General features: G+C 47.3%; 11 protein-coding genes. All 11 read right to left on the reverse strand.

Annotated elements, in window-relative coordinates; translation table 11 throughout:
• Window positions 1-8: 8 nt before the first annotated feature.
• Window positions 9-803: an SDR family NAD(P)-dependent oxidoreductase gene (locus BLT53_RS15450; protein ID WP_090236055.1), complete on the reverse strand. Its 795-nt coding sequence runs from the start codon at window positions 801-803 to the stop codon at window positions 9-11.
• 231 nt (window positions 804-1,034) lie between these two features.
• Window positions 1,035-2,243: a multiple monosaccharide ABC transporter permease gene (mmsB, locus tag BLT53_RS15455; protein ID WP_090236057.1), complete on the reverse strand. Its 1,209-nt coding sequence runs from the start codon at window positions 2,241-2,243 to the stop codon at window positions 1,035-1,037.
• Window positions 2,206-3,780: a multiple monosaccharide ABC transporter ATP-binding protein gene (gene mmsA / locus BLT53_RS15460; protein ID WP_090236058.1), complete on the reverse strand. Its 1,575-nt coding sequence runs from the start codon at window positions 3,778-3,780 to the stop codon at window positions 2,206-2,208. Before mmsA ends, mmsB begins: the two co-directional genes overlap by 38 nt.
• Window positions 3,781-3,801: 21 nt before the next feature.
• Window positions 3,802-4,887 carry a multiple monosaccharide ABC transporter substrate-binding protein gene (gene chvE, locus BLT53_RS15465; protein ID WP_090236060.1) on the reverse strand — a complete coding sequence of 362 codons (1,086 nt, stop codon included), beginning with the start codon at window positions 4,885-4,887 and terminating at the stop codon, window positions 3,802-3,804.
• Between the two features lie 28 nt (window positions 4,888-4,915).
• On the reverse strand, window positions 4,916-5,527 hold the full coding sequence (locus tag BLT53_RS15470; protein ID WP_090236062.1) for a YesL family protein: 612 nt from the start codon (window positions 5,525-5,527) through the stop codon (window positions 4,916-4,918).
• A 22-nt stretch (window positions 5,528-5,549) separates the two neighbouring features.
• Window positions 5,550-6,347: a carbohydrate ABC transporter permease gene (locus tag BLT53_RS15475; protein WP_425284708.1), complete on the reverse strand. Its 798-nt coding sequence runs from the start codon at window positions 6,345-6,347 to the stop codon at window positions 5,550-5,552.
• A gap of 46 nt (window positions 6,348-6,393) precedes the next feature.
• On the reverse strand, window positions 6,394-7,338 hold the full coding sequence (locus BLT53_RS15480; RefSeq protein WP_425284690.1) for a carbohydrate ABC transporter permease: 945 nt from the start codon (window positions 7,336-7,338) through the stop codon (window positions 6,394-6,396).
• Between the two features lie 39 nt (window positions 7,339-7,377).
• On the reverse strand, window positions 7,378-8,679 hold the full coding sequence (locus tag BLT53_RS15485; RefSeq protein ID WP_090236065.1) for an ABC transporter substrate-binding protein: 1,302 nt from the start codon (window positions 8,677-8,679) through the stop codon (window positions 7,378-7,380).
• 28 nt (window positions 8,680-8,707) lie between these two features.
• On the reverse strand, window positions 8,708-9,916 hold the full coding sequence (locus BLT53_RS15490) for a sn-glycerol-1-phosphate dehydrogenase (RefSeq protein WP_090236066.1): 1,209 nt from the start codon (window positions 9,914-9,916) through the stop codon (window positions 8,708-8,710).
• Window positions 9,917-9,932: 16 nt separating this feature from the next.
• Complete coding sequence (arfA, locus tag BLT53_RS15495) at window positions 9,933-11,438, reverse strand: arabinosylfuranosidase ArfA (RefSeq protein WP_090236067.1); 1,506 nt, start codon at window positions 11,436-11,438, stop codon at window positions 9,933-9,935.
• Between the two features lie 21 nt (window positions 11,439-11,459).
• Entirely contained in the window at window positions 11,460-12,944 is a 1,485-nt protein-coding gene (gene araA, locus BLT53_RS15500) for an L-arabinose isomerase (protein WP_090236069.1), read from the reverse strand.
• Window positions 12,945-12,958 lie beyond the last annotated feature (14 nt).

Consider the following 12,958-nt stretch of genomic DNA (forward strand, 5'->3'; position numbering starts at 1 on the left):
TAATTGACTTAAAACACACTACGCACAAGGCCGCCATCTACCCGGTAAGCAGCGCCATTAATGGCTGATGATAGCGGGCTGCTTAAGAAAACGGCAAGTTGAGCAATTTCCTCCGGACGAATTAGTCTTTGAATGATAGAAGTCGGGCGGTTTTCTTGCATAAACTTCTTTTCCGCTTCTTCCAGAGACAGACTTTGATCCGGATACAGCTGATTCAGCATCTCTTCTACTCCCTCTGTCAGGGTAGAACCTGGCATGATTGTATTGACGGTAACGTTCGTACCGGTTGTCAATTCAGCCAGGCTTCTGGAAAGTGACAGCTGCATCGTCTTTGTCGCACTGTAATGCGCCATTTCCTGTGACGGCATAACAGCCGCTTCACTCGCAATAAAAATGACCCTTCCCTCTTTCTTTTCGATCATTTGCTTAAGATAACGGCGGCTCAGCCGTACTCCGCTCATTATGTTCACTTCAAAAAACCGAAACCAGTCCTCATCGGGAATGTCAAAGTATTCTTTAGGTTCAAAGATTCCGAGATTATTGATAAGAATATCAATTTCCGGATACTGGCTGAGTATCTTTTCACAGCCTTCTTCTGTTCCCAGATCCGCAACAGCTTGAGAAAGGACCGCGTCAGGGTGAAGCCCCTGAATTTCAGCTATCGTACCCTCTACGGTTTCCTCGCGGCGTCCGTTAATGATAACCTCAGCCCCCTCTTTGGCAAGCTCCTTTGCCATCGCCTTTCCAATGCCTGAAGTTGACCCTGTAACAAGCGCCTTTTTTCCACTAAGACGTAAATCCATGAATGTGTTACCTCCTTAAAATACAGTCTGAATCACACTAAATCTTTACCCGGCATAGTTTTCCTTTAAGCTTATCTCTTTTTTGCTTCTGCAATCAGTTTGGACGCTATGTCCCACCATTTATACACTGATCTTTTAGTAGTATTTTTTAATACCTCTAAATTTCTTCTAGTAGTCATATAAAAAACCCCTCACTTTTTTTCTAAAGAGGGGTTCGTATTTCACACAGAATCAAGCAGCCTTATTCTTATTATAGATATCCAACGCCACGGCAGCGAGAAGGACAAAGCCCTTGATACCCTGCTGCCAGTCAATGCCGACCCCAAGGAGGGACATGCCATTATTCATGATTCCCATAACAAGACCACCGATAATGGCTCCTGCGACGGTTCCAATTCCGCCATAGGCTGATGCTCCACCGATAAAGCAGGCTGCAATCGCATCCAACTCAAACAGGTTTCCTGCTTTAGGGGTAGCAGCGTTCAGACGGGCAGCAAACAACAGGCCGGAAAGCGCCGACAATACGCCCATGTTGACGAATACCCAAAAGGTAACCTTCTTCGTTTTGATCCCTGACAGCTGCGCTGCCTTCTCGTTTCCGCCAATCGCATAAATGTGGCGGCCTGCTGTCGTCTGATTGGTAACAAAACTGTACAGCAGAACAAGAACTCCGAGGATGACAAGAATATTGGGAATGCCCTCATAGGTGGCTAAAACATAGGCAAACAGATTCAATACGATAAAAATCACGGCAAGCTTGGCGATAAATAAGCCGGCCGGCTGTAGATCAAAGCCATAGGAGAGTTGGTTGTTCCTTGCTTTCCATTCATTAAATACATAAAGAAGAGATAACACAAATCCAATGACCATTGTGGTCACGTGCAATGAACCGCCTCCGAGCCAGTCTGGAATAAATCCCGCACTCATGCTTTGAAATGCATCTGGATACGGTGCGATGGACTTCCCTTCCAAAGCTACCATCGTCAGCCCGCGGAAGATCAGCATGCCGGCCAAGGTGACGATAAAGGCCGGAATTTTAACATAGGCGACCCAGAATCCCTGCCAGGCGCCGATCACTGCCCCAAGTAAGAGCGAAATGATGATAGCCAAGAAGGTAGGAACATTATGATTAATAATCATAATCCCTGAAACGGCACCTACAAAAGCAGCGACCGAACCAACGGACAAGTCAATGTGGCCGGTAATGATGACGAGGACCATTCCAATGGCGAGCACAAGAATATGCGCGTTCTGAAGAATGAGATTGGTAATGTTAAGCGGCTTGAGCAGCAGGCCATCAGTTAACAATTGAAAAAGAAGCATAATAACGGTCAGTGTAACTATCATCGTGTACTGCCTCATATTGTTACGGATAACCTGCCCTACGGAAAGCTCTTGCTGTTTATCTTGCTTTTTCGGTAATTCCAGCTGACTTTGCATGGTGGTCACTCTCCTTACGTTTTGTCATGTATCTCATCAGCACTTCCTGGCTGGCCTCTTCGCGCGTGACTTCACCTGTGATCCGGCCTTCGTTCATGACATAGATCCGGTCGCACATGCCAAGCAGCTCGGGCAGTTCAGAAGAAATCATAAGAATTCCTTTTCCCTGCTGAGCGAGTTCATCAATGATCGTGTAGATTTCATATTTTGCGCCCACATCAATCCCGCGTGTCGGTTCATCCAGGATCAACAGTTCCGGATTGGAAAGAATCCATTTACTCAGTACGATCTTCTGCTGATTCCCACCACTTAAAAGACCTGCCTTTTGATAGACACTCGGTGTTTTAATGTTCAGCTTTCTGCGGTATTCCTCAGCGACCTGCACCTCTTTGTTTTTGTTTACCACAAAGCGGCTGCAGATTTGCTTTAGGCTTGCAAGCGAAATATTCGTTTTGATATCCTCCATCAGAATCAGGCCACTGTCTTTTCTGTCCTCGGAAACATAAGCAAGGCCATGACCGATCGCCTTGTCGACGCCATCGAGCACCACTTCCTCTCCTCTCAGAAAGGTCTGGCCGCTGATTTTCTTCCCGTAGCTTTTTCCGAAAAGGCTCATCGCAAGCTCTGTGCGCCCTGCTCCCATCAAGCCGGCAATTCCCACAATCTCACCGCTTCGAACATGCAGATCAACTTCATCAATCACTTTGCGGTGGGCATGAAGGGGATGGTGCACATTCCATTTTTTCACCTCAAAGATCGTTTGGCGGATATTCGGGCGGCGGTCAGGATAACGGTGTGTCAGATCCCGCCCCACCATTCCTTTAATAATCCGGTCTTCATTGACCTCTGAGTCCTTCATCGACAGGGTTTCAACAGACTGCCCGTCCCTCAGGATCGTAATCGAATCAGCAACCTTTTCGATTTCGTTCAGCTTGTGGGAGATGATGATGGAGGAGATGCCCTGCTTTTTAAACTCCAGCATCAATTGCAGTAAATTCTCACTGTCTTTTTCATTAAGCGAAGCGGTCGGTTCGTCCAGAATCAACAGCTTAGCATTTTTGGATAACGCTTTTGCAATCTCCACGAGTTGCTGCTTTCCGACCCCGATGTCTCCAACCTTTGTGTCCGGATTCTCTTTCAATCCCACTTTCTTCAGCAATTCCTTGGTCTTTATCGTGGTTTGATGCCAATTGATGATCCCGCGCCGGGACTGCTCGTTTCCGAGGAAAATATTTTCGGCAATCGATAAGTAAGGAACAAGTGCAAGCTCTTGATGGATGATGACGATTCCGAGCTGTTCACTGTCCTTGATCGTTTTGAAGGCACATGCATCTCCGTTGAACAAAATTTCTCCTGAATACGTGCCATGGGGATAGACGCCACTCAACACCTTCATGAGCGTCGACTTGCCGGCGCCATTCTCCCCGCAAAGCGCATGAATTTCTCCTTCTTTCACCTTCAGGGATACACCGTCAAGCGCTTTGACGCCCGGAAACTCCTTAATGATGTTTTTCATTTCCAATAAGATGTCTGACATGGTTTTTAAACCTCCCAGCTGCTATTTGATTCCTAGCTGTTCTTTCGTATAATAGCTGCTTTTGACAAGCACATCTTCCACATTGTCTGCATCCACGGAAACCGGCTGCAGCAGGTAGGCAGGAACAACTTTTTTGCCGTTATCGTATGTTTTCGTATCGTTGACTTCCGCTTTTTTGCCATGCAGCAGAGCCGCAGACATGTTAACGGCTTGCTCAGCGAGTTTTCTCGTATCCTTAAAAATGGTTTGGGTTTGCTGGTGCTTAAGGATGGACTTTACCGAGGCAAGCTCCGCATCCTGTCCGGTAATGACCGGCAGGGGCTTGTCCGGTTTTCCGTACCCCACTCCCCTCAAGGAGGAGATAATTCCAATCGAGATGCCATCATAAGGAGACAGCACGGCATCCAGCTTTTTATCGGAATAGTGGGCACTGAGGAGATTATCCATCCGGGACTGTGCAAGCGAACCATCCCATCTGAGGGTGGCCCCCTGGTTGAATTTGTCCTGTCCGCTCGGGATCTTCAGCTTGCCTTCCCTGATATAGGGTTTCAGTACGCTCATGGCCCCATTGAAAAAGAAATAAGCGTTATTGTCATCTGGCGAGCCGGCAAACAGTTCCATGTTAAACGGACCTTTTTTCGTTTTAAGTCCAAGCTTTTTTTCAATGTACTTTCCTTGAAGAACGCCAACCTGAAAATTATCAAAGGTGGCGTAGTAATCGATATAATCCGTGTTAAAAATCAGGCGGTCATACGAAATGATTTTGATGCCTTCACGATGCGCCCGTTCAAGGACATTAGTGAGGGCTGCCGTTCCATCGATAGGGGCCACGACGATCACGTCCACTCCCTTTGTCATCATGTTTTCAAGCTGGGCGGCCTGGTTTTCAACCACATCCTCCGCATACTGAAGGTCGGTTTTATATCCCAGTTTTGTAAATTGCTTTTTCATATTTTCACCGTCATTGACCCACCGCTCCGACGACTTGGTTGGCATGGAAATGCCCACATAGCCGCTGTTGGTGCTTTCTGCTTTTTCCAAACTGCAAGCAGAAAGGACCACCATTATCATCGTAAGCAGCAGAATGACAGAAAGGATTCTTTTCATTAAAATATCTCCTTTGAAGTCTGAAATATTACTGTCCGAACATGGAAGACATCTTTCCGGTTGTGCGTTTCATGTTCTCTATTTTTCGAAACGAGTGATCACATACGCGATACATCAGATACGTTGTGGGGCTTATTACTATAAATACAAGGAACGGCAAAGTGAGGATAAGCCATGCCGAGAGTGAAAAAAGAAGCAGACAAAAAAACGCTGCCTGCGGCTGGATCACTACGAAATACAGGGTGTTTTTCACAATGCTTTTTAGTCCGAGCTCGTAATGCACCATAAAAGGAAAAGAGAGCAGCAGGACAAACACAGCGGCGATAAGCAAAGCCACGGTAACCGGCAGCAACATCCAGCGAAGCACCATGCCGAACTGCAAAATAATGTGTACGTTCAGCAGCAATGCCAGAATCCAAAGCGCCAATGCCCAGCCAATGATCAAACCGGCCTTCAGGTTTCCCCTGAAATGTGACCAGTAGCGGCTGACCAGGGGAAACCCCTTTTGAAGCCTCCAGTCCCGGATCACACCGAACATCGCAGCCGTTGCCGGAAAAATCGTGATGATGGGCAGTGAACAAATCAACCACACCGCATTTAACAAAAACAGCCGAGTCATGCCACCTAAGCCAGGTTTCATTCCCGTCTCTCCTCCTCTTCTTTTATCCCTTGATTCCCCCGGATGTTAAGCCGGAGATAAAGTACTTTTGGAAGAACAAAAAGATGATGATGATCGGTATGACCGCCAGGACCGCTCCGGAAATAAGCAAGTCATAATTATTGCCGTACGGGCTCAAGAGTGAAGCAAAGCCGATGGGCAATGTAAACATCTCTTTGGAACGAAGCACAATGAGCGGCCAGAGAAAGTTGTTCCAGCTTCCCATTGCCTGCAAAATGGCCATGGCCCCAAATGCCGGCTTCATGAGCGGCATCATAATCCTGAGGAAAATGCCAAACTCCGTACAGCCGTCCACCCGGGCGGATTCCAAAAGAGCCTTTGGAAGGCCAAGCGCATATTGGCGGAAAAAGAACACCGCAACAGGTGCCACAATAAAGGGCAGAATCACCCCCGTGTAGGAATCAACTATCTTAAGCGCTACCGTCATCTTGAAAAGCGGCAGCATCATAATTTCAAGAGGCACCATCATAATAAAAAGAACAAGAAGAAAAAGAACATTTTTTCCTTTAAACGAATACACTGCCAGCCCGTATCCGACCATCGATGAGAAAAACAGTGTGAGGGCCGTTGAGATTACAAGAAGCAGCAGACTGTTTTTAAACCACTCGAAATAAATGCTTCCCCCCTGAAACAGATAGGCGTAATTCTTAAAGCTCATGACGTGAACATCCAGTTTCATATTCAATCCAAATCTCAGCAGTTCTGTGGATGGTTTGAGTGAAGCAAGAACAAGACAGAAAAGCGGAAATAGCGTAACGAGGCACAAAAGGATAAAAAGCATGTTGACCGATACTTTTGAAATGGCTGTGTTTTGTTTTTTGTTCATCTCAATGTTCCTCCTTAAATGAACCGGAGAGCTTGAGCGAGATAACGCTTACAATCAGGATGATCATAAGTAAAACGATACCAATGGCGGCGCCTAGTCCCATATTGTTGTAGGCCAATCCTTGCTGGTAAATATAGCCCACCAGCGTTAATCCAATATCGCCAGGGGAGTAGTTTTGCCAGAATACATAGCTTTCCTCAAACATCCGGAAGCCGCCGACAATGCTGATGGTCAGCACATAAACAGTAACAGGCTTCAGGCTCGGCAGCGTGATGTGAAAAAACTTCTGGAACGTGGATGCACCGTCGATATCCGCTGCTTCATACAAATCGTTCGAAATGTTTTGCAAGCCGGCCAGGAAATAGAGCATGTTTACACCCAGCCACCGCCATGAAGCAAGCAGCACCATGACGAACATCCCGGTACCCTCACTCGACAGCCAAAGCTCCGGCTTCAATCCGAGCTTGATAAGAAAGGAGTTCATAAATGCGGAGCTCATATCGCCAAAGATCAGGCGGAAAACAATCCCCGCAATGATGGTTGACGTGAGGACAGGAATAAAAAGTGCCGATTTAAAAATGTTCTTAAACCTCGTCATCCTGGAGTTTAATAAAACGGCCAGTACTAAAGGAATCGGAATTAATACCACAAGAGTCCAAAATGTGTATTGAACCGTGTTCAGCAACGCGGTATAAAAGGTCTGATTATTTAGCTTCCTGTAATTCTCCAATCCCACAAAAGTTGTTTCACCAGGGAGGACCTCCTGAAAGCTCATAACAAAGGTCTGAACGAGCGGATATGCAAAAAACACCAGAAAAGAAATAATAAACGGAGCAACAAACACATAAGGAGCCACTTTTCTCGAATACAGCAAGCCGGAAAGCCAGCTCCTTTTCTTCTCTTCAGAAAGCATCACAGGCTGGGTATTGCTATGAACCACCTTCATCAATATCCCCCTCGCTTTGTTTCATCTTTAGAAATCAGGTTATTCGAGTTCTTTTGCTGCATCATCAAGCGCTTTCTTTGGTGTTTCGTTCCTCAGTTTAATCGTCTTGTATAAAATCTGGGTGGCCAGCTTATCCGAAACAGCCGGGAAATCCTCTGTCATATAGAGCGGGTTGATTTCATCCTTCAACTCAAGAAGCATATTAAACAGGCTGGTTCCGTTCGTGAAGTAGGCGGTATATTTATTTTCCTTTTGCAGGGCCGGATCATCCCAGACATCCCATCTGAGCGGGTCAAATCCGAGCACCGTCCACAGCTTGATGTTGCCTTCCTTGGACACTTTGGTATACTGCAAAAAGTCTTTGGCAAGATCGATATGCTTAGATGCCTTTGGAATGGCGGTCGCGGTACCGCCCATTCCGGCTGAGCGGTCGCCGCCCTTTGTCCAGGCAGGCATTGGACGAATGGCGATTTTGCCTTTTAAATCCGGCATATAATCCAGAAAACGCCCCATGTACCAGATTGGCATTAACACAGAACCTGCGCCCCCCTGATTCATGAACCCGTAGTATTCCTCCGCGTGATGGTTCCCGCCGGGAGTAGGTACAGCGACTTTGTCCGTATACACCATATCCCTAAGAAACTCGAGCGTCTTTACATTGATCTTGTTGTTCAAGATGAGCTTACCGTTTTTGTCAAAGAAACCCGACTTTTGCTGGACAATCATGGGCAGGAAATTATTCGGATCCTTTGTTTCAATCGTGGTCATTGGCTTTCCTGTTTTTTTGACCACCTTCTTTCCAGCTTTTACATAATCATCCCATGTTTGTATCCGATCGATATTCACTCCTGCTTTTTGCATGATATCCATGTTGTAGTACATGACCGTTGTTCCTACATGGGTATCAATGCCGTATAGTTTTCCGTTCTTGCTGTACATAGTGAGCCGTGATTCGACAAACTTATCACGATCCTTTGCAACCAATGAAGTCAGGTCCACAAGCGGAACCTGGTTGCCTTTAACCATCGTGGCAAACCGCTTCTGTTCAATATCCACAATATCCGGCACACCCTGATTTGCAATCAGGGAGATCGACAAATTGTCATGCATCTGGCCATAGGGATAGACAACGGAATTTAATTTGATCTTCCGGTCCGGATGCACCTTGTTCCAATTCTTTGCAGCATCCTGAAATAATGCCTCATGAAGTCCATTGAACGTCCAGTATGTTAAAGTCGTTGTTTTCGACTTGGACGGACCGCTTGCCGTATTCACGCTGCACCCGGACAAAAGGGAAATTACGAGCAACACAGCTAAAACACATGAAACCTTCCTCTTCATCATTAACCCCCTCAGTATTCACTGATTTTTACTGCTGTGGTGTTAATCTGAGCTGGTTTTTCATTTTCAAGCCGGTCCACCGGTCTCTGATGGTATGCGCATGCTGCAATGCTTCTTCCAATAGGTCTTGGGTGATTCCAAGCTCTTGTATGGTGGAGGGTCCCCCGACCTTTGCCAGCCATTCTTGCATCTGTCTTTCATTGGGCAACTCACCATACGTTTGGGCAATCTCCTTTTTATGCTGCTGATATCTTTTGTTTTTTACCGGGTCAGACAGTTCCTGATCATTGTTCATTTCTTCTATTAATCTTTTATATATTGAAGTAAGAAGTGAAGAGGCCACCCCCACCTTCGCACCATGCAAGAGTTGAGGAGCATCCTTTTTTAGCAAATCCATCTCCCAGTAGTGGGAGAGATGGTGTTCCCCGCCTGAAGCGGGCCGGGAATGATCCAGAACCAGCATAACAAGGCCGGAGATGATCAGAGATTCCAACAAAACAGTAAGACCTTTTTCACTCCGTGCTGCAATGTCCTCCAAATGGGACAAGCAGTTTTCCAATGCCTCCTTTGTAAGAGCTGCTCCTGTCGGGCAGTACGGTTCATCTGCCATCCAGCGGGATACCCTCCAGTCAGCGAGCGATGTTATTTTTCCAAGCATGTCGCCAAACCCTGCCGCAGCCAATTCCGATGGTGCCTCTTTTAAAACGTTAATATCGGTAAACAGTGCGATTGGGGCGGTACACTGAATGGTTTTCTTTTCTCCCTTCACAATCAGGGGCGCACCCGCTGAGGTGAAACCATCCACGGAAGCTGCGGTTGGAAAAGAAACAAAAGGAATACGACGCTGGTGGGAGGCAAAACGGACAATATCATGAAGGGTACCGGATCCGACCGCTACCAGCACATCCGTGTCCTTTGGTGTTTCCAGCAGCGTTTGTATCAGTGATTGTTCATCTGCTGCAACGTCCCCATGATCGTTCGGGAAAATCTGGGACAGAGAAACCGAAATCCCGGAGGACTCCAGTGTGTCCCTGACCTTGTTCCCTGCACTTTTCAGCGTATTTTCATCGCATACAAGTACGGTTTTTCTGAACCTTTGCTCTTTGATAAATACAGCCATTTCCCCGTACACCGTTTCATTAGAAATCACGACTTTTTTCATGTTAATTTCATGGTGAACCAAACCGCATGTACAGGACTGAAACGCCGATGTGACAGACTCTATGAATGAACACATGCCAGGCACCTCCCCTTTATTTGGCCAAGCGGATCACATTCCAGGACGCCTTTGACAGCTGAGCTTCAATGATCCCGTCCTTAAGCTCGGCAGAACCATTTCCATGAGGTTTAACCTTTTCTTCATTCAGCGAGTTAACCGCCTTTAGATCGTCATGCTCAAGCACAATATGCTCTACCAATCTGTAATCTGCAAAACTTCGAACATCAGCTGTCAGCGGAAGAGATTCAGAGAGATGGCGGTTTAACGCAAAAATCGTCACTTCTTCTTTTTCCTCGTTGTATACGGCAGCTGAATCGAGGTAAGGAACATCCGTATAATCCTTTGTGTCATGAAGCGGTGATGAAACAACCGGCTGCAGAGAAACTCCCCGTCCAAAAGCAGAAGCGTGCATATATGGATAGAAAATCGTCTGTTTCCAGGATCCGCCCTGCTCGGCCATGATTGGGGCAATCACATTAACGAGCTGCGCCATACAGGCCATCTTCACACGATCCGCATGCTTCAGAAGCGTGATCAGCATGCTTCCGACAAGCAAAGCATCTTCGAAATTGTAATGGTCCTCCAGCTGAGGCGGTGCGATGGTCCATGGGTCCAGCCTGGCATCCTGGTCATTGGAATGGTACCAGACGTTCCATTCATCAAAGCTTAAGTTGATTTTTTTCTTGCTTCGTTTTTTCGCTTGGATATAATCACAAGTGGAAATGACTGTTTTAATAAAATGATCCATGTCGAGTGTTCTGGCCAGATAGTTTGCCGTATCGCTGTCGCGGTTGCCATAATACTGATGAAGGGATACAAAATCCACGTAATCGTAGGTGTGATCAAGTGTCTTCGCTTCCCATTCGGGGAACGTCGGCATTTGAATGCCCGAGCTTCCGCACGATACGAGTTCAATGGACGGATCCACCAGCCTCATTGCTTTTGCTGTTTCTGCCGCAAGTCTGCCGTACTCATCCGCTGTTTTATGGCCGATCTGCCAAGGCCCGTCCATCTCGTTGCCCAGGCACCACGTCTTAATCTTGTGCGGCTCCCTGTAGCCGTGCTTAATGCGAAGATCACTATAGTACGTTCCTTCCGGATGGTTGCAGTACTCTAAAAGGTTGCGGGCCGCATCAATTCCACGTGTTCCCAGGTTCACAGCCATCATGACCTCGGAGTTGGCCTCTTTTGCCCATTGTGCAAATTCATTCGTTCCCACCTGATTGGTCTCGATCGTACGCCATGCGAGCTCAAGCCGCCTTGGCCTCTCTTCTTTTGGCCCAACGCCATCCTCCCAGTTATAGGCGGACACCATGTTTCCGCCCGGATACCGGACGATCGGTACGTTTAGCTGTTTTACAAGTTCAATAACATCCATCCGAAATCCGTTTTCATTCGCTGATGGGTGGTCCGGCTCATAGATTCCTCCATAAACAGCCCGCCCCAAGTGCTCAATAAAAGACCCGTAAATCCGTTCATCAATCTCTGCAATGCGAAAATCCTTGTCCACGATCATTTTTGCTTTGTCCAGCTGTGCCATCAATCACCACTCCTTGATATTTTATCGGTAAAGCAGGTCATTCCAGCGAAGTTCATTTTGGAAAGCATGAAATTTCGTATCATTGTTGATCAGTACACATTCGATTCCGCACATTTCTGCAAAATCTCTCATATTCTCCGGCGTTATTACGGTAGAGTAGCACGTATGATGCGCGCCTCCCGCTATAATCCATTGTTCCGCCGATTCAGCAAGCGAAGGCTGAGGCTTCCATAGCACGCGGGCGACCGGCAGCTGCGGCATGTTCACGACCGGCTGAACCGCATCCACTTCATTAATGACCAGACGGAAGCGGTGCCCCAAGTCAATGATGGAAGCATTCAGCCCGCGTCCGGCTTTGCCGTCAAACACGAGCCTGGCAGGATCCGCTTTTCCTCCTATGGAAAGCGGGTGGACTTCAATTCTTGGCTTTGCGGCTGCAATGCTCGGGCACACCTCAAGCATGTGCGAGCCAAGAACGAGCTCATTGTTCGGTTCAAAATGATACGTGTAATCTTCCATAAAGGACGTATCCTTGTTGTTGGCCATCATTTTCATCACACGCACAAGGGCCGCTGTTTTCCAGTCTCCTTCACCGGCAAACCCGTAGCCGTCGCCCATAAGCCGCTGTACCGCAAGTCCAGGCAGCTGAGGAATGCCATGAAGGTCTTCAAAGGTTGTGGTAAACGCTCTGAATCCGCCGTCTTCCAGGAAAGCTCTCATGCCGAGTTCTATGCGGGCCTGCTCCAAAATCGACGTATGCTTTTCCCCGCCTTTTCTTCCGTGTTCCGCGATATCATAAAGGGTGCTGTATTCCTCGAAAAGCTGATTGACATCCGGATCACTGACAGCATGAACATATTCCGCCAGCTCTCCCACTCCATAGCCACTGATCGACCAGCCAAATTTAATTTGCGCTTCAACCTTGTCGCCTTCGGTCACTGCAACCTCACGCATATTGTCCCCAAAGCGAGCCACCTTCAGATGCTTACTTTCTTCAAAAGCAGCCGCCGTTTGCATCCAGCCGGAAAGTTTGGCATGAACCTGCTCGTTCTCCCAATGGCCCACCACAACTTTGCGGGCCATGTTCATTCGCGAATGAATAAAGCCATACTCCCTGTCGCCATGCGCCGACTGGTTGGTGTTCATAAAATCCATATCGATGGAGTCCCAAGGGATGTCCCTGTTGAATTGTGTATGTAAATGCAAAAGGGGTTTTTGCAGGGATTTCAGTCCGGAAATCCACATTTTTGCCGGAGAAAAGGTGTGCATCCATGTCACGATGCCTGCACATTTTTTATCCAGATTGGCCTCCAAAAAGAGCCTTTGGATTTCTTGTGGCTGGGTTAGAACTTGTTTGAAGACAATTGAACCCTCCCCATCGATATGGTCGTTCAACCCTCTCACCATTATTTTGGAATGCTCCTCCACCTCGCGAATTGTTTCTTCCCCGTAAAGATGCTGGCTTCCGGTTACGAACCAAAATTCATACGATGCTGTTCCAATCATAAGCTCCTCCTCTT

It is taken from the genome of Fictibacillus solisalsi (assembly GCF_900103485.1).
GTDB lineage: Bacteria > Bacillota > Bacilli > Bacillales > Fictibacillaceae > Fictibacillus_C > Fictibacillus_C solisalsi.

Coding starts and splice junctions, on each gene's coding strand:
- BLT53_RS15450 (WP_090236055.1), bottom strand. CDS start 803: ATGGATTTACGTCTTAGTGGAAAAAAGGCGCTTGTTACAGGGTCAACT.
- mmsB (WP_090236057.1), bottom strand. CDS start 2,243: ATGCAAAGTCAGCTGGAATTACCGAAAAAGCAAGATAAACAGCAAGAG.
- mmsA (WP_090236058.1), bottom strand. CDS start 3,780: ATGTCAGACATCTTATTGGAAATGAAAAACATCATTAAGGAGTTTCCG.
- chvE (WP_090236060.1), bottom strand. CDS start 4,887: ATGAAAAGAATCCTTTCTGTCATTCTGCTGCTTACGATGATAATGGTG.
- BLT53_RS15470 (WP_090236062.1), bottom strand. CDS start 5,527: ATGAAACCTGGCTTAGGTGGCATGACTCGGCTGTTTTTGTTAAATGCG.
- BLT53_RS15475 (WP_425284708.1), bottom strand. CDS start 6,347: ATGCTTTTTATCCTTTTGTGCCTCGTTACGCTATTTCCGCTTTTCTGT.
- BLT53_RS15480 (WP_425284690.1), bottom strand. CDS start 7,338: ATGAAGGTGGTTCATAGCAATACCCAGCCTGTGATGCTTTCTGAAGAG.
- BLT53_RS15485 (WP_090236065.1), bottom strand. CDS start 8,679: ATGAAGAGGAAGGTTTCATGTGTTTTAGCTGTGTTGCTCGTAATTTCC.
- BLT53_RS15490 (WP_090236066.1), bottom strand. CDS start 9,916: ATGTGTTCATTCATAGAGTCTGTCACATCGGCGTTTCAGTCCTGTACA.
- arfA (WP_090236067.1), bottom strand. CDS start 11,438: ATGGCACAGCTGGACAAAGCAAAAATGATCGTGGACAAGGATTTTCGC.
- araA (WP_090236069.1), bottom strand. CDS start 12,944: ATGATTGGAACAGCATCGTATGAATTTTGGTTCGTAACCGGAAGCCAG.